Source organism: Nocardia vulneris, from assembly GCF_001613425.1.
Lineage (GTDB): Bacteria > Actinomycetota > Actinomycetes > Mycobacteriales > Mycobacteriaceae > Nocardia > Nocardia vulneris.
In genome coordinates, this window is sequence record NZ_BDCI01000035.1 from 134,968 (window position 1) to 154,967 (window position 20,000).

Sequence of the window (20,000 nt, forward strand, 5' to 3'; positions counted from 1 at the left end):
AGTGCGCATTGCCTACGTGTGCCGCGATCTGGGAACGGACTCGACAACCGGGAGCGGCGCACTGGTACTGGCCGCCGCGACGGCGTTGGCGGCACACGGCCACGAGATCCACCTGATCAGCGAAAAACTTTCGGCCCCAGCGCGGCACGCGGTGTCCGCGACCGATCGGCTGCGCTGGCAGCCGACCCTGCCCGCGCGGCCCCGGCATCGCTATTTCACCGACGAGCAGTGCTACGCCGACCGGGTGTACGACACATTGCGCCTCGTGCACGCACGGGCACAGCTCGACGTCATAGATCTGGTGGACGCGGGCGGGGCCGCCCTGACTCTGCTGCGCGCCCGGCGGCTGCTCGGCGATTTCGCCGATACCCGCCTGGTGGTGTCGCTGCATCCCTGGGCGACCGCGACCGAAGGACCGCAGCGGGATCGGCCCGCCACCTTCGCCCACGAACTCACCGCCTTCGCCGAGCAGTACGCGCGACGCCATGCGGACGCCGTGCTGGCCTGCGGCGACGCCGTGGCGCGCACAGTCGAGTTCCCCACGCGCCGTTACCTTCCCGGGCTGCATCGGCCGGACCCGGTACCGCCCGGCGGAATACTGCCGAAGACCGTGTGGTGGCTGGGTACCCTCTGTCCCGCAGCAGGACTCGACACCGTGCTGCGCGCCGTCGAACTCGCCCACGCGGCACAACCGGCGATCCGAGTGGTCGTCCGCGGCGAGGACACCGCGACCGACCCGGTCGGCCGATCGTATTGGCAGTATGTCCGCCAAGGGCTTTCCGAAGAACTGCGCGAGCTGGTGACCTACGAGGGGCCGCTCGACACCGACGGTCCGCCCCCTGGGGCCCTGTGTGTGGTGGCCGCGGGCACCGCGGGCACACCCACGGAAACGTTGTGGGCCATCGCCTCCGGGTGCCTGGTGCTCGCGCCTGCGGGCAGCGTCGGAGCCGACATCGTCGGCGACGGCGGCACCGTCGCGCCCGGTGCGGCGGCGATGGCGGCCGCACTGGTCGCCGGTCTCACTGCGCCGAACGGCAAGTCGCGGCTGCCCACCGCGGTCGGCCATACGCCCGAGCAGGTGGCCGCGAGACTCGCGGCCGTCTACGCATCGGTGCCGTCGCCGCCGCCCACCGAACCTCGGGCGGCAGAACTGGTTTCGATCGTGATCCCGGTGCACGACTACGGTCGGTTCCTGCCCGGCGCACTGGACTCCGTGCGTCGCTGCGGACTTCCCGACCTGGATATCGTGATCGTGGACGACGGCTCGACCGATCCCGGGACCGTCGCCCTCCTGGACACGTTGACCGACGTCACGCTCGTCCGGCAGCCCCACCGCGGCCTCTCGGCCGCGCGCAACGCGGGCCTGCGGCACGCCGAGGGCGAGCTGGTCCTGGTCCTGGACGCCGACGATCGCCTCCGGCCGGGCTTCCTGCCCGCCGCCGTCGCGGCCATGCGCCGCGACGACACCCTGGGGTTCGTCGGCGGCTATGTGCGCTACTTCGAACTGCTCGAGCTGGTGTACGTCCCCGCGGGCATGCCCACCGACCTCAATCTCGTGCTGCACACCCACTTGAAGTCGATGGTCCTCTATCGCAAGACCGCGGTGGACCGGGTCGGCGGCTACGACGAACAGCTGCCCGCCTTCGAGGACTGGGAACTCCAGTTGCGCCTGGCGCTGGCCGGCTACGACTCCGATGTACTGCCGATCGTCGGCCAGCTCTATCGGCGCCACGCGGACTCGATGTCGTTCCGGCACAGCAACGGCATGCGCGACGAACTGGTCCAGTATCTGGTCCGCAAGCACGCGGGCACGCTCGACCACGCCCGGCTGGTCCGGCTGCTGCTCGTCCTGGTCGACCTGTGGAAGACCGGCTACGAGCCGAGCACCTCGGTGCTGCTGCAGCGTTCCGCGCGGTGCGACCCGGCACTGCCTTTACGATGGAGCGATTGTGGCCAGGAGCGCTGAGGGGAGCGGCGGCGTAGTCCGCGTACTCGCCGTCGACGACGAGAAACCGGCTCTCGACGAGCTGGTCTATTTGCTGCGCGCCCAGCCGGGCGTCGGCGAGATCCACGCCGCCGCCGACGCGACCACCGCGTTGCGCGTGTTGCGGGCGCATCCGGTGGACGCCGTGTTCCTCGATATCAATATGCCCGGGCTGGACGGGATGGAGCTGGCGGGCATCCTCTCGGAGTTCGCGAACCCGCCCGCGGTGGTCTTCGTGACCGCACACGACGATCGCGCGGTGGCCGCGTTCGATCTGGGGGCGGTGGACTATCTGCTGAAACCACTGCGGGAGGAGCGGCTCGCCGAGGCGGTGCGCCGGATCGTCAGCGCCCGCGCGAGCGCGGCGCCGATCGCCGACGCGCCGCGGGCCGACCCGAGCGAGGTGATCCCGGTCGAGCTCGGCGGCGTGACCACGCTGGTGCCGCGGTCCAGCGTGAGCTGGGTGGAGGCGGACGGCGACTACGCCAGGCTGCACACCAGCGGAGGCTCCCACCTGGTGCGAATCCCGTTGTCCGCATTGGAATCCCGCTGGCAGGACGCCGGATTCCTGCGGGTGCACCGCTCCTACCTGGTGGCCTTGCGTCTGGTCACCGGCCTGCGCACGGTCGGCACCGGCACCGTGGTGTGCCTACGCGCCGACGGCAGCGCCGGGGCGGTGGAACTACCGGTCAGCCGCAGGCAGGTCCGCGAGCTGAAACAACGTCTGGTGCGCCGGCCCCGGCAGCAATGGACCGGCCAGTGACCGGGCCGCAGCGCCCGGTCCGGCAGCGCGTCGTGCTGTCGGAACGGCGCGGCGCACGCCGGGTGCGCACCCGGGTGGAAGTGGCCGAGCAGACCGAGATCGGCGAGGCGCTGATCGGCGGGCTGATCCGCGCCCAGCTCGGCCTGGCGTTGCGGCTCGGACTGGTCACCGTCGTCGTATTGTGCGCGCTGCCGGTGCTTTTCGGGATCGGCCAGGTGGGTTCGGTGGTGGTGCTGGGGATCCGGTTGCCCTGGTTGCTGCTCGGCGTCGCGGTCTACCCGCTGCTGTATCTGATCGGCCGCCTGTACGTCCGCCTCGCCGAACACAACGAGCAGGACTTCCTGGACCTGGCCGAGGACTGATGCACCCCGCCGCACCCCTTCCGACCTCGCGCACCCGCTGCGGACTGCCACAGCGGGTGCGGGAGCGCGAGAAGGGTGCGGGGATCGGAGTCCGCCCGTGAACGCGGGCTCGGTGCCGGTGCTCACCGTGCTCGCGCTGCTGTTCGCGGCGCTGGCGACGGTCGCGATCGGCGCCTACGGAGTTCGCCTGGCGCGCACCACCTCCGACTTCCTGGTCGCGTCCCGCAGCGTGCGATCCGGCTGGAACGCCGCCGCGATCTCCGGTGAGTATCTCTCGGCCGCTTCGTTTCTCGGCGTGGCCGGGCTCATCGCGAAGTACGGCGCCGACGCGCTGTGGTACCCCGTGGGTTTCACCGCCGGATATCTGGCCCTGTTGCTGTTCGTCGCCGCGCCGCTGCGCCGCTCGGGCGCGTACACGGTGCCGGATTTCGCCGAATTCCGGTTGGGTTCCCTGCGATTGCGCAGGCTGGCCGCGCTGGTCGTGGTGCTGGTGTGCGGGGTGTATCTGATCCCGCAGTTCCAGGGCGCCGGGTTGACCCTGCACACGCTGCTCGGCCTGCCCGACTGGGTGGGCGCGGCCGCGGTGGGCGCCATCGTGATCGCCAATGTGGCGGGCGGCGGCATGCGGTCGATCACCCTGGTGCAGGCCTTCCAGTACTGGCTCAAGCTGACCGCGGTGGCGATCCCGGCCCTGGTGCTGCTCGGCCATTTCCTCGGCGAGGATCGGCCGCTCGGCGCGCCCGCTCCTCCGGTGGTGACCGAGCGGACCGTGGTCGACGTGCGCACCGACGTGGTGGTACAGGTCGATGCGACACAACAGGTTTCGATCACCGGACGGCTCGACGACCGGACGGTGGACGGCGAGGTGGCGCTCGCGCCGGGCACCCACGAACTGGCGGCGGGCACCGAACTCGTGCTGGCCGCGGGCACCGAGGTGCCCGTGGTGGCCGGTGCACCCGCCGACGGCGCGGCCTGGCTGGAACCCGGCGGCGGCTTCGGCGGCAAACACCCGACCTACCAGGTCTATTCGCTGATCATCGCGACCTTCCTCGGCACCATGGGGTTACCGCACGTACTGGTGCGGTTCTACACCAACCCGGACGGCCGGGCCGCGCGTGCCACGGCGCTCGCGGTGATCGGCCTGGTCGGCCTGTTCTACCTGTTCCCGATCCTGCTCGGGGTTTTCGCGCGACTGTATGTGCCGCAACTGCTGATCACCGGCACCTCCGATGCCGCGGTGGTGCTGATGCCGAGTTCGGTGGTCGCCGGGCTGCCCGGCCAATTGCTCGCCGCGCTGGTGGCCGCCGGTGCCATCGCGGCGTTCCTGTCCACCTCCTCCGGACTGCTGGTCAGCATCGCGGGCGTGCTCAGCACCGATATGCTGCGCGGCCGGATCCGCGACTTCCGCGCCGCCGCGCTGGTGGCCGGCGTTGTCCCGCTTGCCCTTTCGCTGACCGTGGCGTCGCTGGACCTGTCTCGCACGGTCGGGCTGGCCTTCTCGGTGGCCGCCTCGACGCTGTGCCCGCTGCTGGTGCTCGGCATCTGGTGGCGGCGGCTGACCGCGCGCGGCGCCGCGGCCGGGCTGATCGCGGGCGGGCTGGTATCCGGTGGCGCGACCGTGGTTTCGGTGACCGGCGGGCTGTCCGACGACTTCGGCAACGGCTGGCCCGCGGCCCTGCTCGGCTATCCCGCGGCGATCAGCGTCCCGCTGGCGTTCGCGACGATGATGTTGGTCAGCAAGGTGACTCGGGGACCGGGCACGCGCCGGGTGGGGCGGATCTTCGTGCGCATGCACGCGCCCGAACGATTGGGCATGGGCGCCGACCGCGAACGCAGCCTGCGCTCGGACTGAACCGCCGACCGCTCGTCGCGGCACAGCGACCGCTCACCGCACAATCGGCCGCCTTCCCGGAGTGACCCACACCACATCACCAATTCTTCACGCGGGCCTGGCTACGGTGCAGAGCAAGTAAGCCATGTCACACGCTAGGACCATCATGACCAGTACCGAACTCGACGGCGACGCCGCCCGGCGCACCCCGAGTGCAGCCGAGTTCATCGCAGTGCAGGCCAGCCCGCAGTTCCAAGAGCTACGAATGCGCTTACGCCGCTTCGTGTTTCCGATGACCGCACTGTTTCTGCTGTGGTACCTCAGCTACGTGTTGCTCGGCGCGTACGCGCACGACTTCATGGCGCACAAGCTCTTCGGCAACATCAATGTCGGATTGCTGCTCGGGCTCGGGCAGTTCGTGTCCACCTTCGTCATCACCGCGCTGTACGTCCGGTTCGCCAACCGGGAACTGGATCCGCGCGCCGAGGCCATCCGTAACCACCTCGAAGGGGACCGGGCGTGAACCACCTCAGCACCTACGCCGCCGCGGCCACCGTCGGCGAGCCCGTGGCGAACATCGCCATCTTCGGCGTGTTCGTCGCGATCACCATGGTCGTGGTGATCCGTGCCAGCCGTAGCAATGCCACCGCCGCCGACTTCTTCACCGGTGGCCGCGGCTTCTCCGGCCCGCAGAACGGCATCGCCATCGCCGGTGACTATCTTTCCGCCGCAAGCTTTCTCGGCATCGCCGGCGCCATCGCGGTGTACGGCTACGACGGCTTCCTGTACTCCATCGGCTTCCTGGTCGCCTGGTTGGTCGCGCTGCTGCTGGTCGCCGAAATGCTGCGGAACACCGGCAAATTCACCATGGCCGATGTGCTCAGCTTCCGGTTGAAGCAGGGCCCCGTGCGCACCGCCGCGGCGTTGACCACGCTGGCGGTCTCGCTGTTCTATCTGCTGGCCCAGATGGCCGGCGCCGGCGGTCTGGTCGCGCTGCTGCTCGACATCTCCGACAAGACCGGGCAATCGGTCGTGATCGCCGTGGTCGGCGTGCTGATGATCGTGTACGTGCTGGTCGGCGGCATGAAGGGCACCACATGGGTGCAGATCATCAAGGCCGTGCTGCTGATCACCGGCGCGGCGCTGATGACGATCATGGTGTTCGCCAAGTTCGGCTTCAACCTGTCCGACATCCTCGGCTCGGCACAGGAGCACGTCTCCGATTCGACGAACAAGGCCGTGGCCGCCCGGGACGTGCTCGCGCCCGGCGCGCAGTACGGCGGCAGCGCCACCTCGAAACTGAACTTCCTGTCTCTCGGTTTGGCGCTGGTGCTCGGCACCGCGGGTCTGCCGCATGTGCTGATGCGCTTCTACACCGTGCCGACCGCGAAGGAGGCGCGCCGATCAGTCGTGTGGGCGATCGGGCTGATCGGCGCGTTCTACCTGTTCACCCTGGTGCTCGGCTACGGCGCCGCCGCCATCGTCGGCCCGGACCGGATCCTGGCCGCCGCGGGCGGACAGAACTCGGCGGCCCCGCTGCTCGCGTTCGAACTCGGCGGCGTGATCCTGCTCGGCATCATCTCCGCGGTCGCGTTCGCCACCATCCTCGCGGTGGTCGCGGGCCTCACCATCACGGCGGCCACCTCGTTCGCGCACGATATCTACGCCGGCGTCGTCAAGCGCGGCAAGGTCGACGATGCCAAGCAGGTCAAGGTATCCCGGATCACCGCGGTGGTGATCGGCGTGATCGCGATCGGTCTCGGCATCCTGGCGAACGGGCAGAACATCGCCTTCCTGGTGGCGCTGGCGTTCGCGGTGGCGGCCGCGGCGAACCTGCCGACCATCCTGTACTCGCTGTTCTGGAGGCGGTTCAACACCACCGGCGCGCTGTTCAGCATGTACGGCGGTCTGATCTCGACCATCGTGCTGATCGTCTTCTCCCCCGCCGTATCCGGCAACAAGACCGCGATGCTGCCCGGGTCCGATTTCGACTGGTTCCCGCTGTCCAATCCCGGAATCGTCTCCATCCCCTTGGCTTTCGTGCTCGGCATCGTCGGCACCCTGATCGGCAAGCCCGACGAGGACCCGGCCAAGGCGGCGGAGATGGAGGTCCGCTCGCTGACCGGGGTCGGCGCGGAGAAGGCGGTCGCGCACTGATCGCTGCTCGATCCTCGTTGTCCCCCGTGCTTTCCCGTTAGGAGATATCGCGTTGTCCAGCGCCACCACTGATTCCCGCGACACCACCGGCTACCCGCCCGGCACCGAGTTCGCCGCCCTGGCGAATGCCGATGCGTCCCTGTACAGCTGGGCCGCCGAGGATCGGCAGGCGTTCTGGGCCGAGCAGGCGCGCAAGCTCGACTGGGCGCAACCGTGGTCGCAGGTGCTGGACTGGAGTGACGCGCCGGTCGCCAAGTGGTTCGTCGGCGGCAAGCTGAACGTCGCCCACAACTGTGTCGACCGGCACGTGCTCGCCGGGTACGGCGACCAGGTCGCCATCCACTGGGAGGGCGAGCCCGGCGACTCCCGCGATATCACCTACGGGGAACTGCGCGACGAAGTGTGCAGGGCCGCAAACTATTTCACCGAGCTGGGGCTGCGGGCGGGTGATCGGGTCGCCATCTATATGCCGATGGTGCCCGAGGCCATCGTCTCGATGCTGGCCTGCGCCCGGCTCGGCCTCACCCACTCGGTGGTGTTCGCGGGTTTCTCCCCCACCGCGCTGCGCCAGCGCGTCGACGACGCCGAGGCCAGATTGGTCGTCACCACCGACGGGCAGTGGCGGCGTGGGACGGCGGCGCCGCTGAAGGCGGCGGTCGACGAGGCGCTCGGCGGGGCGCCGTCCACCGTGGAGCACGTATTGGTGGTGCGGCGCACCGGAATCGAGACGCCGTGGACCGAAGGCCGTGACCTGTGGTGGCACGACACCGTCACCGATGCCTCGCCCGAACACGAGGCGCAGGCCTTCGACGCCGAGCACCCGCTGTTCATCCTCTACACCTCCGGCACCACCGGAAAACCCAAGGGCATCCTGCACACCAGCGGCGGCTACCTCACCCAGACCGCCTACACCCACCACAACGTCTTCGATCACAAAGCCGGACAAGACGTCTACTGGTGCACCGCCGACATCGGCTGGGTCACCGGCCACAGCTACATCGTCTACGGACCACTGTCCAACCGCGCCACCCAAGTGGTCTACGAGGGCACCCCGAACTCGCCCGACGAGCACCGGCATTTCCGGATCATCGAAAAGTACGGCGTCAGCATCTATTACACGGCGCCGACGCTGGTGCGCACGTTCATGAAATGGGGTCGTGAGATCCCCGACGCGCACGACCTGTCCTCGCTGCGGCTGCTCGGCAGCGTCGGTGAGCCGATCAACCCGGAGGCGTGGCGCTGGTATCGCGAGGTGATCGGCGGCAATCGCACGCCGATCGTGGACACCTGGTGGCAGACCGAGACCGGTTCGATCATGATCTCGCCGCTGCCCGGCGTGACCGCCGCCAAGCCCGGCGCGGCAATGACACCGCTGCCGGGCATCTCGGCCAAGGTCGTCGACGACGACGGTGTCGAACTCGGCCGCGGCGCAGCCGGATTGCTCGTGCTGGACCAGCCCTGGCCGTCGATGCTGCGCGGCATCTGGGGCGACATGGACCGGTTCCGTGACACCTACTGGGCCCGATTCGCCACCGCCGGTTGGTATTTCGCCGGTGACGGCGCGAAGCTCGACGACGACGGCGATCTCTGGGTGCTCGGCCGGGTGGACGACGTGATGAACGTGTCCGGGCACCGGATCTCCACCGCGGAAGTGGAATCGGCGCTGGTCGGGCACTCCGGCGTCGCCGAGGCCGCCGTGGTCGGGGCCAGCGACGAGACCACCGGACAGGCCATCGTCGCCTTCGTCATCCTCGCCGCGGGCGCGGCGAACACCGGCGAGACCCTCGTCACAGAGCTGAAAGCGGCGGTCTCGCACGACATCAGCCCGATCGCCCGGCCCCGCGAGATCCACCTCGTGCCGGAACTCCCGAAGACCCGCAGCGGCAAGATCATGCGCCGGCTGCTGCGTGACGTGGCCGAAGGCCGCGAACTCGGCGACACCTCGACCCTGGTCGACCCCAAGGTCTTCGAGGCCATCGCCCGCGGGTGAACCCGCACCGCGACGGACCCGGCCGACTGACGAGGGGCGGGCCGGGTCCCTCGCGACCGGCAGCCGAGGTTTTCGACCGGATCGCTGCGGGGTAACCCGCTGACGGCGGACCCGGTTACCCATCGATGAGGGGGACCGGGTCCGCCCCTGCGTGTGCCGCTCAGCTCGGGGTTGCCGGCCCTGGTGTGCACGCCGCGGCCAGCTGCCGGGCCTCTGCCACGGTCAGTTTCGCGCCCGCCGTGTGCGCCTCGGTGAACGCGGACTCGCCGAGGGCCGCGCGCACGGTCGCGGCGGGCCGCTCGATGTCCGGGCGTTCGGCCGGGAGCAGTGGCATGCCGTTCGCCTCGCGGACGGTTTCGGCGGCCCCGAAAAGCTGCGCCGCGGTATCGAATGCGCCGAGCGCCCCGGCGGCGGCCGCGAGACCGGCCAGCGCGAAGGCGGTGTCGCGCGGCGCTTCGATGCGCTGGGCGCCGTCGAGGGCCTCTAGGTGCATGGCGAGGGCCGCGGCGAACTCGCCGCGTTCCTCGTGCAGATAGCCGAGTTCGACCTGCAACATGGGCAGGAACAGTGGCGTCTCGTCGCCCTCCGTCGGCGTCATGGCCAGCAGCTCGCGCAGCATGCGTTCGGCCGCTTCGGATTCCCCGACCCGGCGCGCGGTGAACGCCAGCACGATCGAGGCGAACACCCGGCTCGGGCCGTAACCGTGCTCGGCGGCCAGCCGCAATGCCTGCTCCCCCATGCCGCGAGCGCGCTCGAATTCGGTGTGCTGCATGGCGATCCAGCCGAGCCAGCACAGATGGGTGCACACCTGGCCCCACAGCTCCAGCTCCTGCGCCAATCCCAAAGCCTCGGTGTGGATGTCGGCGGCTCCGGCCAGGTCGCCGGTCAATTCGGCCAGACCGCCCAGCCATTCGGCGGCCTGGAGCCTGCCCCAGCGATCGTCGATCTCGGCGAACAGGCGTGCGGCCGAGCGCGCGTGGTGCGCCAGCGCCGTCAGATCCGCCCGGCTGTGCGCGGCCTGCGCCAGCGCCACATGGCCGGTGGCCACGCCCCAGCGGTCGCCGAGCCGCTCGCAGACCGGAAGTGCCCGGTGCACCAGGCCTTCCAGCTCGGGCAGGTCGCCCGAATCGAGGGCGGAGACGGCGAGGAACAATTCGGCCCTGGCCCGCCCCGCCGGGTCGTCGATGGTGTCGAATACCGCGAACACCTCGGCCCGCTTGGCCGCGCCGCCGGTGAATTCCGCCTGCTGAAAGGCGAATCCGGCCCGCCAGGCCAGTGCGGGCGCGCGCTGTTCGGGTGCGCCGCCCAGCGCCAGGGCGGCCTCGAACCAGCGCCGCGCCTCGGCCAGCCGACCGCGCAGGAACCAGTACCAGGCGAGCGCGTTCACCAGCCGCAGCGCGTGCTCGGCCGCACCGGCGCGCAGATAACCATCCAGTGCCACTCGCAGATTCGCGACCTCGGCGTCCAACCGCAGCAGCCACCGGCGTTGGTCGGCGCCGGTCAACTCGGGGGCCGCCCGCTCGGCCAGTTCCAGGTAGTACCGGTGGTGCGCCTCGAAGGCCGTCTCGAACTCCCCCGCTTCGGCCAGGCGATCCATGCTGAACGCGGCCACCGACTCGAGCAGTCGGTACCGCCGACCGACGGCCTGCACCAGCGATCGATCCACCAGTCGCCCGACCACATCGGCGACCGTCGACGGATCGAGCGCGATACCGGGGCCGGGCGCGGTCGCACTGTTGCCGGATATCGGTCCGGCGGGCGGGTCGCCGAGCGATCCCCTTGTGGCGCAAACGATCTCGGCCGCCTCCAGGGTGCAGCCGCCCGCGTGCACGGCCAGGCGGCGCAGCACCGTCTGTTCCGTCTCGTCCAGCAGCCCCCAGCTCCAGTCGATCATCGCGGTCAGCGTCTGCTGGCGGGGCGGCGCGCCACGGTGACCGGTGGCCAGCAACCGGAAGCGGTCGTCGAGCCGGGCGACCATCTCGTGCACGCCGAGCGCGCGGACCCGGGTCGCCGCCAGTTCCAGGGCGAGCGGGATGCCGTCGAGTCGGCGGCAGAGGGTGGCGACCGCGGCCGCGGTGTCCGCGTCCAGCACGAAAGTACGATCGCTCGCCCGCGCACGGGTCACGAAAAGCTGGACCGCACCGGCATTTTCGAGGGCAGTCAGATCGGTATCGGAACTCGGCACGGCGAGCGGTTCGACCGTGACGACCTCTTCGCCGGGCAGGCGCAGCTGCTCTTGACTGGTCGCCAGGATGTGCAGGTTCGGCGCGGCGCCGAGCAGCAGTTCCGCCAGATCGGCGGCGTAGTCCACGACATGTTCACAGTTGTCGAGAACGAGCAGCAGTTCCTGCTCGGCCAGTGCGGCGCGGACCAGTTCGACGGGATCGCCGCCGTCGTCGGTACGGATGTCGAGCACCTGCGCGACCGCATCGACGAGGAAGCAGGGCCCGTCGGCGGCGGTGGGTTGCAGCGGCGCCAATTCGACCAGCCAGGTGCCCTGCGCGAAACGGTCGGTCGACGCGGCGGCCGCGGCCAGGGCCAGCCGGGTCTTGCCGACGCCGCCCGGCCCGGTCAGCGTGACCAGCCTGGCCTCGTCCACCGCGCGCCGCACCTCGGCGAGATCGTGTGCCCGCCCGATGAGTTCGGTGCGCTGGGCGGGGATGTTCGAGGTGCGCCGCCGCAGCACCGGCGCCGACGGCGCGGCGGTGAGCACCAGATCCTGGCCCAGGATCGAGCCGTGCAGCGCGACCAGCTCCGGGCTGGGGTCCAGACCCAATTCGTCGGCGAGCTGCCTGCGTAGATCCGCGTAGCTGTCCAGCGCCTCGGCCTGCCGGCCCGCACCGTAGAGTGCCTTCAGCTGGGCGGCGCGAAGACGTTCCCGCAGTGGGTATTCGGCGACGATCGCGGCGAGTTCCCCTGCGACGTCCCGGTATTCGCCGAGAGCCAGGCGCGCCTCGGCCAGTTCCTCCACCGCGACCAGGCGCTGTTCGGTCAACTGCGCGATGGCGGGCTGGGCGAACGTGGCGTCTCGGAAGTCGGCGAACGCTGGACCGCGCCACAGCGCGAGCGCCTCGGTGAGGGTGCGCGCCCGCTCGCGCAGCTCGGTGGACGCCCGCGCGGTCGCCACCAACTCACGAAACCGCAACGCGTCCACCGCGGTCGTGGCGAGCCGGTAGCCGGGCGGCGGCGAGACCACCAGCTCACGGGCGCCGGACTCGGCGTCCTCCAGCGCCCGCCGCAATTGCGAGGCCTTCGCGGCGAGGGTGCCCGCCGGATTGCCGGGCGGATCGTCGGCCCAGATGTCGTCGATCAGGCGATCACTCGATACCGGTTGCCCCGGCTGCACCAGCAGGTCGGCCAGCAACGCCCGCACCTTTGTCCCGGGAATCGGCACGACTGTGCCGCCGTCCGTCCAGACCGTCAACGGACCGAGCACACCAAACCGCATACGGGCAGCTTAACCATGCCCTCGAGCGGCGGAATCACACCGTAAACAAACCGGAAGGTGGGCCGCGCAGAGTTGGTGACAACGCAGGACGAACTCCCCACAGAAAAGAGCCTCCGATGAAACTCACCACCGTCTTCGCCGCCGCTGCCCTCGCCGCCACCGCGCTGCTGACCGGTTGCGCGACCGCGGACCAGCCCGCGAAGTCCACGCCCGGCGCCTACGCCGACGTCAACGGCCTGCACATGTACTACGAGGTGCACGGCGCCCCGACCGATCAGCCGCCGCTGGTGCTGCTGCACGGCGCGCTGTCCGGCATCGACACCGACTTCGGCCAGCTGATCCCCGAGCTGTCCAAGACCCGCCAGGTCATCGCGGTGGAACAGCAGGCGCACGGCCGCACCGCCGACGTCGATCGACTGCTGCGGACCCCGCAGATGGCGGCCGACACCGTGGCGTTACTGAAGCAGATCGGCGTGCAGCGGGCCGACATCCTCGGCTACAGCATGGGTGCCGGTGTGGCACTGGAGATCACGCTGAAGAATCCGGAGTTGGTGCGCAAGCAGATCTTGGCGGCGGGCTCGCTGGGCGCGGGCGGCATGCATCCCGGGCTGCTCGAAGGGCTCGCCGAGCTGAAGCCCGAGATGCTGCACGGGTCACCGTTCCACGAGGACTACCTGAAGAACGCGCCGCGCCCGGAGGACTTCCCGAAACTGGTCGAGCGGGTGCGCGAGCAGGACATGAACGGCATCCCGGAGGTCGCGCCCGACGACGCCCGCAAGATCAAGGCGCCGACGCTGACCGTGATCGGCGACTCCGACATCGTCCGGCCCGAGCACGCGGTCGAGATGTTCCGGCTCTTCGGCGGCGGCATCATGGGCGACACCCCGGCCGGGCTGCCGAACGCACAGCTGGCCATCCTGCCCGGCACCACGCACGTCACGCTGGTGCACCGGCCCGACCTGCTGCTGCCGATGATCCCGGCCTTCCTCGACGCCCCTGTCAAGGACACGCTGTGACACAGCAGCGCGGGAGCGACCCGGCGCGCACCGCGAGCCGGGTGGCGGGCGAGCCGGACCGGTTGCGGGTGGTGCTGATCCAGAGCAGCACCCGCACCGGGCGGTTCGGGCCGACCGTGGCCGACTGGTTCGCCCGGCAGCTGCGCCGCCGCGACCTGCAGGTGGATCGGCTCGACCTCGCGACCGCCGGGCTGCCCGACCAGCTGGCCGGCCACGACGAACCGGCACCGATCGCGGTGCGGCAGTTCGGCGATCGGCTGGCCGCCGCCGACGCGTTCGTCGTGGTCACCCCCGAATACAACCGCAGCTTCCCCGCCGCCCTGAAAAACGCGATCGACTGGTTCGACACCGAATGGGCGGCCAAACCGGTCACCGTCGTCGGCTACGGCACCGACTGCGACGGCGGGCACGCCGCCACCCAGCTCCGCCAGATCTTCGGCGAACTCAACGCCGTCCCTATCCGCCGCACCCTCACCATCACCAAGGCCTGGCAACGCTTCGCCCCCAACGGTTCCTGGCCCCGCCGCGACCCCGACCTCGAAGCCGCCACCACCGCCGCCGTCGACCAACTCCTCTGGTGGGCCGCCGCCCTCCGCACCGCCCGCACCACCACCCCCTTCATCCCCTGACCCCCACACCATCCAGATGCAGTGCTGGACAGACGATCACCAGGTAATGGTGGCGGCATCGTTCGAGTAGCTGCCGCCACCATTACCTGGTGATCATCTGTCCAACGGCGGCAGGTATGCGCGGTTGAACCGGTGGGGTGGGTGGGCCGTAGATAGGGGGAGCGGTGCGCGGGATGTGGCGGCCGTGTTTCGAGGAGATCTTATGAGACGTCTCGGGCCTTGGCTCACCTTGGCGGCGGTGGCGGTGCTCGGCATCGCGCTGGTTGTCGTGAATATGTCGAAAGAAAGCGAACCCGCTGCGGCGGAAAAGAATACGGCGGTGGGGGCGACAAGCACGGTTGCCCCGGTAGCGCCGCCGGCCGATGCGACTGTGCCGGTGCAGTTTCCGGCGAAAGCGGACTATGTGGGCAGCGTTGCACCGGGTGCGCCGATCACGTTGTCGATCACCGTCGAAGGGGGTGCGGCGATCGCCTATGCCTGTGACGGGGCTGCGGTCGAGTCCTGGCTACAGGGCAGTGCCGTGGACGGAACGCTGAAGCTGACCGGCAAGAACGAGGCCAGGCTGGACGGGCGTTATGACGGCAAGAACGTCACCGGCACGCTCGCGCTCGGCGCGAAGAAGTGGGAATTCAGCACTGCGGCAGTGCAATCGCCCGCCGGACTCTACGTCTACACCGAGGGCGGCGTGCGGCAGAGCTGGATCGTCGACGGCAACGGCGCGGTCACCGGCGTCCAGCGGGCCGCCGATGGCAGCACCGCGCCCGCGCCGGCCCTGGCTCCGGACGCGACCGCGATCGTCAACGGCAAGAAGATCATTGCGAACAAGGTGAGCGGTGGTGACCGTGTCGGCTGAGCGCGAGACCGCACCCCTCGGACGGTCGCAATCCGGTACGGCGGCCCTCGCCGTCGCACTGCTGATCGGCGCCGCGGTGGCGGTGTTGCTCGGCGTGTACGGGAAAACGCATGAACCGGCGGCTTTCTCGGTCAATGTCGCCGGCTTCTCCGGTCCGCAGGCGGTGAAGACTTGGCTGGCCACTTTCGCTTTCGTGCTCGCACTCGGTCAGTTCGTTTCGGCGCTGGCGATGTACGGCAAGGTGCGTGGGCGCACGCCGTCGTGGGTCGGGACCGTGCACGTGTGGTCGGGCAGGCTGGCCGTGCTGGTGAGTGTGCCGGTCGCGGTGCACTGTCTGTACGCCTTGGGTTTTCAGCACTACGACGCCCGGGTGCTCTGGCATTCGCTGCTAGGCTGTTTCTTCTACGGCGCGTTCGTCGCCAAGATGCTGCTGCTCACCCGAAAGGGGTTGCCCGGCTGGGTGGTTCCGGTGGCGGGTGGGCTGGTGCTGACCGGGCTCACCGGACTCTGGCTCACCTCGTCGCTGTGGTTCTTCCAGCACAACGGCCTCACCTTCTGATCGGAGATCGACCCCATGACGCACGACGAACCGCTGCTCACCCGCCGCACCGTGGTCGCGGCGAGCACCGTGGTCGCCGCCGCGGCACTCACCGCGTGCACCACCTACGGCAAGGAAGACGCGGCGCCCGCGCCGAAACCGGTGCAGGCCGAGCCGCCCGGCAACGCGGCCGTCGAGGCGATCGCCAAGACGGCCGACATCCCGGTCGGCGGCGGGGTGATCGTCGGCGACACCGTGATCACCCAGCCGAGCGCGGGATCGTTCGTCGGCCTGTCCGCGGTGTGCACGCACGCGGGCTGCAAGGTCGCGACCGTCTCCGGCGGCACCATCAATTGCGCTTGCCACGGCAGCAGGTACGCGCTGGACGGCACGGTGGCCGGCGGCCCGGCCCCGCGACCGTTGGCCGCGAAAACTATTCGGGTGGTGGGTGATTCGGTGGTGCCGGGCTAGCCGAACTGCTCGGCCATCCGGCGGTCCATCTCCTCCGGTGAAACGTCCTCGACATGCGTGGCCACCGTCCACCGGTGACCCCACGGGTCCTCGAAGGCCCCGCTGCGGTCGCCGTAGAACTGCGTGGTCATCGGCGTCAGCTCGCGCGCGCCCGCACCGATGGCCGCGGCGAAGGCGGCGTCCGCGTCCTCGACATAGACGTAGAGGTTCACGGGCGTGCCGCCGACCCGTTTCGGATCCAGGAAGTCGAGGTCCTCGGCCGGGTCACCGACCATCACCAGCGAATTGCCGAACATCAGCTCGCAGTGTGCGACCTTGCCGTCCGGCCCCGGCATGCGCATCCGCTCCGATGCGCCGAAAACGTGCTTGTAGAAATCGATCGCGGCGGCCGCGCCGTCGATCGCGAGCCCCGGCGAGACCACCGGGTACCCCTCGGGAACGGGTTTGACCTCGGACATGGAAACCTCCGGCTGAGGCGAACTGGCTGATCCCCCGAGCCTATGCCCGGATACCGCGCGAGCAGGGCCGATCCCGTCGAATCAAGGGCCGGGGACACCGTGGAGTTTGCGCACCTGCGCCGCGGTGAGTTCGCTGAGCACCCGTTCGTCCACCGCTTCCGGCGCGGTCACCGCGATCTGCGCCAACGTGGCACCGACCTGCACGATCGCCACCGCGGAATGCAAGGTGAGCCCTTCGCTGCTGGTCCGCACCTGGAAGGCGGTGGCGGCGTCGCCGGCGCGCGGCGGGGTGAGACCGCCGACGCGGTAGTCGATCGGGATATCGGTGGCGTCGGCGCCGGAGTAGTGGACGCACTGTCGCAGCGTCGCCTGCACCTGCGCGAACGCGGGTGCGACCGCGTCGTTCCGATAGCTGGCCGCGTCGATATCGATGCTGGAGAAATTCGGCCCGGCGTACTGGATCGCGGCCTGCGCCAACGCGCCCGGACGCTGCTCTCCCAAGGGTGTGAGCACTTTCGCGCAGTCGGCCGGATCGGTCGGGGTGGTCTGCGCGCCGGTCGGCGTGTCGGCCCGCGGGGGCAACGCGGTGAAATCGCGGGGCAGATCGGTGCCGGTGAGCAGTTGCCGATAGAGCCGATCGGCGTCGGTGGCCGGTGGACTCTGCACCGGCGCGGCGGTTGCGGCCGGGCCGAGCGGCGGCAGATCCGGTCCCGCGGGCGGCGCGGACGGGGACGACGAACCGCACGCGGAGACGAACGCGGTGGTTGCCGCGGCCAGCATCAGGCCGCGGCCACGGGTCATTCCGTCCACGACACCTGCGTGTCGATCGTCTGTTGCAGCACGCTTTCGCTGCGCGGATCGTGATAGGCCTGATGCCCGCCGACCGTGATCGACCCGGCCACCGGCAGCGGCAGGCCGAGATCGACGGTGATGGTGCCGGTGCCCTGCATGACGTAATCCTGGATGTCGAGCTTGCCCGCGTCGTTGGGCAGGTTCCACACCTTCGACTTCGGCTGCTGGGTGACATCCAATTCGATGGTCAGCCGGTCGCCTTCGCGTTTGGTCAGCGTCGCCGTGGTGATCTGTTCGAGGATGACCCCGCCGGTCACCTCCTGGCGCACCGTCCACACCGCGCCCTCGCCGACCGGCTGATCGGGGAACGCGATCGAGCGGTAGACCGCTTGATAGAAGGCCTGTTCCAGCGCGGCCCTGGCCGGGTTCGAGGTTTCCGGCGCGGGCTCGAGCCGCAGCGCGGTGATCGCGCCCAGATCGCTCAGATCGAAACCGGCATGCGAACCGTCGGTCTTCGTCAACGCCTTGGCCAGCGTCGGATCGGGGGTGGTGACGGCGCCGAGCGTGAGATCGATGCCGTCCGCGTCGGTTTTCGCGGTCATCGGGATCGACAGCGCGGGCGTGGAGAAGTCCCGCGCGTCCTGATCGTTGATCTGCTGCTCGATCCGGTGCGAGGTATGCAGCGTCACCTGCTGCACGGTGCCGGCCGGATAGTCGGGGCGCAGCAGCGAGCGCGGCTCCTCGCCGGGCGACACGACGGTGGTGATCGCGGCCGGAATGGGCACGGTCACTTCTTTTCCGTAACCGAGCGGCTCGGTGCTGTCGGCCTCCGAGCGCGACTGAGCCCCGTCGCTGCAGCCGGTTCCGAACGTGGTCAGGCCGACCGCGAGCACTATGAGCAGCACACCCGAGCGCGCACGCCGGGGAATGTGGGGGGAAGACAACACCGTCACGAGCATCAGGGTACGACCGGTTCCTGAGTGTCAGCTGGGACTTGCGGGTGACCACCGCACAAGGTGTCGCGTCGCTCGAGCGATGATGGTGGGTGTGAGTGATGACCGGCCGCCCGAGGAGAACCCCGCACCGACCGCTGAGGGAGCGGCGGCTGCCACGCCATCCGCACCGTCGGCGACGCCCCCGGGCCCGGGCGGCACACCACCGGACACGCCGGCGCGCCCACCGCAGCGGTTACGCACCCTGCTGATCATCGCCGCGGTACTGCTCGCCCTCGACCTGCTCACCAAGAGCATCGTGGTGGCGAACCTGAAGCCGGGCGAGCCGGTCTCGATCATCGGCGATTTCGCCAGGTTCAGCCTGGTCCGCAATCCCGGCGCGGCGTTCTCCATGGCGACCGGCATGACCTGGCTGCTCACCCTGGTCGCGACGGCCGTGGTGATCGGCGTGATCCGGATCGGGCGCACGCTGCGCTCGCTGTGGTGGGCCATCGGTCTCGGCATGGTGCTGGGCGGCGCGCTCGGCAACCTGGTGGACCGGCTGTTCCGCGCGCCCGGGCCGTTGCAGGGCCACGTGGTCGACTTCATCGCGATCGGCTGGTGGCCGGTGTTCAATGTGGCGGACTCCTCGATCGTGTGCGGCGCGATCCTGCTGGTGGTGCTGACCGTGTTCGGGTTCGAGCCGAACGGCACGCGGACCGGACGCGACACCACCGCGGACAGTGCCGTCGCGCCGAACAAGACCGGCACCGAAGGGAACACGGCATGAGGGAGACACGCACCATGCCCGTGCCCGACGGGCTCGACGGCATGCGGGTCGACGCGGGACTGTCCCGGCTGCTCGGCCTGTCCCGCACCGCGGTCGCCGCGCTCGCCGAAGAAGGCAGCGTGCAGCTCGACGGCATCGCGGCGGGCAAATCCGATCGGCTCGCCGCGGGCGCCTGGCTCGAGGTGGTGTTCCCGGAACCCAAGCGGGAACTGAAGATCGAGGCCGCACCGGTCGAGGGCATGCGCATCCTCTACGCGGACGACGATATCGTCGCGGTGGACAAGCCGGTCGGCGTCGCGGCGCACACCGGCGTCGGCTGGACCGGGCCGACCGTGATCGGCGGGCTCGCCGCGGCGGGCTATCGCATCTCCACCTCCGGCGCGCACGAGCGGCAGGGCATCGTGCACCGGCTCGACGTCGGCACCTCCGGGGTGATGGTGGTCGCGCAGTCCGAGCACGCGTACACGGTGCTCAAGCGGGCGTTCAAGCAGCGCACCATCGAGAAGCGGTATCACGCACTGGTGCAAGGGCATCCGGACCCGAGCAGCGGCACCATCGACGCGCCGATCGGCCGGGCCCGGGGCAACGACTGGAAGTTCGCGGTCACCGCCGACGGCCGCCCCAGCATCACGCACTACGACACCATCGAGGCCTTCCAGGCCGCCAGCCTGCTCGACATCCATCTGGAAACCGGTCGCACCCATCAGATCCGGGTGCATTTCTCGGCGATCCGGCACCCCTGCTGCGGTGACCTCACCTACGGGGCGGACCCGCGCCTGGCCGAACGGCTCGGCCTGGAACGGCAATGGCTGCATGCCCGTTCGCTCGGCTTCCACCATCCGGCCGACGGCCGCTGGCTGGAGATCACCAGCGAGTACCCCGACGATCTGAAGAACGCCGTGGACGTCCTGCGCAATGCCTGACCGGCGGTCGCCGGACTCACAGCCGTCGGACTCCCCTGCGGCGCAAGCCGATTCCGCTCCAGC

At 69.9% G+C, this 20,000-nt stretch carries 18 protein-coding genes; 14 read left to right on the top strand and 4 right to left on the bottom strand.

The genetic code is table 11. The annotated features are described in order from the left end of the window. Position 1 precedes the first annotated feature (1 nt). The 7 genes from NVU01S_RS30435 to acs all read left to right on the top strand — a co-directional run bounded on the left by NVU01S_RS30435 (position 2) and on the right by acs (position 9,087). On the top strand, positions 2–1,966 hold the full coding sequence (locus NVU01S_RS30435) for a glycosyltransferase (RefSeq protein ID WP_043667907.1): 1,965 nt from the start codon (positions 2–4) through the stop codon (positions 1,964–1,966). Continuing rightward, complete coding sequence (locus tag NVU01S_RS30440; protein WP_043667910.1) at positions 1,950–2,747, top strand: LytR/AlgR family response regulator transcription factor; 798 nt, start codon at positions 1,950–1,952, stop codon at positions 2,745–2,747. Before NVU01S_RS30435 ends, NVU01S_RS30440 begins: the two co-directional genes overlap by 17 nt. Then, a complete protein-coding gene (locus NVU01S_RS30445) occupies positions 2,732–3,109 on the top strand; it encodes a hypothetical protein (RefSeq protein WP_029892252.1) in 378 nt (125 codons plus the stop codon). The genes NVU01S_RS30440 and NVU01S_RS30445 overlap by 16 nt, the downstream gene beginning before the upstream one ends. A 97-nt stretch (positions 3,110–3,206) precedes the next feature. Then, positions 3,207–4,961 carry a sodium/solute symporter gene (locus tag NVU01S_RS30450; protein WP_043667912.1) on the top strand — a complete coding sequence of 585 codons (1,755 nt, stop codon included), beginning with the start codon at positions 3,207–3,209 and terminating at the stop codon, positions 4,959–4,961. Between the two features lie 145 nt (positions 4,962–5,106). Then, entirely contained in the window at positions 5,107–5,463 is a 357-nt protein-coding gene (locus tag NVU01S_RS30455; protein ID WP_029892250.1) for a DUF485 domain-containing protein, read from the top strand. After that, the gene (locus NVU01S_RS30460) at positions 5,460–7,097 is read left to right on the top strand and encodes a monocarboxylic acid transporter (protein ID WP_043667916.1); all 1,638 of its coding nucleotides are present in this window, start codon (positions 5,460–5,462) and stop codon (positions 7,095–7,097) included. The genes NVU01S_RS30455 and NVU01S_RS30460 overlap by 4 nt, the downstream gene beginning before the upstream one ends. 52 nt (positions 7,098–7,149) lie before the next feature. Continuing rightward, positions 7,150–9,087 carry an acetate--CoA ligase gene (acs, locus tag NVU01S_RS30465; protein ID WP_043667919.1) on the top strand — a complete coding sequence of 646 codons (1,938 nt, stop codon included), beginning with the start codon at positions 7,150–7,152 and terminating at the stop codon, positions 9,085–9,087. 160 nt (positions 9,088–9,247) lie between these two features. Here acs and NVU01S_RS30470 read toward each other — a convergent pair whose 3' ends face one another. Then, positions 9,248–12,535: an AfsR/SARP family transcriptional regulator gene (locus NVU01S_RS30470; protein WP_043667922.1), complete on the bottom strand. Its 3,288-nt coding sequence runs from the start codon at positions 12,533–12,535 to the stop codon at positions 9,248–9,250. A 116-nt stretch (positions 12,536–12,651) separates the two neighbouring features. Between NVU01S_RS30470 and NVU01S_RS30475 the strand changes: the two genes are divergently transcribed. The 5 genes from NVU01S_RS30475 (at position 12,652) to NVU01S_RS30495 (ending at position 16,042) form a co-directional block, all read left to right on the top strand. Continuing rightward, entirely contained in the window at positions 12,652–13,551 is a 900-nt protein-coding gene (locus NVU01S_RS30475; protein WP_043667923.1) for an alpha/beta fold hydrolase, read from the top strand. Beyond that, the gene (locus NVU01S_RS30480; protein ID WP_082031964.1) at positions 13,548–14,180 is read left to right on the top strand and encodes an NADPH-dependent FMN reductase; all 633 of its coding nucleotides are present in this window, start codon (positions 13,548–13,550) and stop codon (positions 14,178–14,180) included. The genes NVU01S_RS30475 and NVU01S_RS30480 overlap by 4 nt, the downstream gene beginning before the upstream one ends. Before the next feature lie 238 nt (positions 14,181–14,418). After that, positions 14,419–15,033, top strand: coding sequence for a hypothetical protein (locus NVU01S_RS30485; RefSeq protein WP_307683895.1), 615 nt, complete (start codon positions 14,419–14,421; stop codon positions 15,031–15,033). Then, on the top strand, positions 15,023–15,592 hold the full coding sequence (locus tag NVU01S_RS30490) for a DUF6529 family protein (RefSeq protein ID WP_043668111.1): 570 nt from the start codon (positions 15,023–15,025) through the stop codon (positions 15,590–15,592). Before NVU01S_RS30485 ends, NVU01S_RS30490 begins: the two co-directional genes overlap by 11 nt. A gap of 15 nt (positions 15,593–15,607) precedes the next feature. Beyond that, a complete protein-coding gene (locus NVU01S_RS30495) occupies positions 15,608–16,042 on the top strand; it encodes a QcrA and Rieske domain-containing protein (protein WP_043667927.1) in 435 nt (144 codons plus the stop codon). Here the strand turns inward: NVU01S_RS30495 and NVU01S_RS30500 are convergent. The 3 genes from NVU01S_RS30500 to NVU01S_RS30510 form a co-directional block, all read right to left on the bottom strand. Beyond that, positions 16,039–16,500 (bottom strand): VOC family protein, encoded by a 462-nt coding sequence (locus tag NVU01S_RS30500; protein ID WP_043667929.1) that lies wholly within the window; start codon positions 16,498–16,500, stop codon positions 16,039–16,041. The two genes, NVU01S_RS30495 and NVU01S_RS30500, sit on opposite strands and share 4 nt — an antisense overlap. Positions 16,501–16,581: 81 nt before the next feature. Continuing rightward, on the bottom strand, positions 16,582–17,301 hold the full coding sequence (locus NVU01S_RS30505) for a hypothetical protein (RefSeq protein WP_052280416.1): 720 nt from the start codon (positions 17,299–17,301) through the stop codon (positions 16,582–16,584). Continuing rightward, positions 17,298–18,251, bottom strand: a complete 954-nt coding sequence (locus tag NVU01S_RS30510; RefSeq protein ID WP_082031965.1) for a hypothetical protein — start codon at positions 18,249–18,251, stop codon at positions 17,298–17,300. Before NVU01S_RS30510 ends, NVU01S_RS30505 begins: the two co-directional genes overlap by 4 nt. Positions 18,252–18,330: 79 nt before the next feature. On the opposite strand from NVU01S_RS30510, the gene lspA reads away from it, so the two are divergent. Next, entirely contained in the window at positions 18,331–19,014 is a 684-nt protein-coding gene (gene lspA, locus NVU01S_RS30515) for a signal peptidase II (protein WP_373864226.1), read from the top strand. After that, positions 19,011–19,937, top strand: a complete 927-nt coding sequence (locus tag NVU01S_RS30520; RefSeq protein WP_029903332.1) for an RluA family pseudouridine synthase — start codon at positions 19,011–19,013, stop codon at positions 19,935–19,937. Before lspA ends, NVU01S_RS30520 begins: the two co-directional genes overlap by 4 nt. Positions 19,938–20,000: the final 63 nt, after the last annotated feature.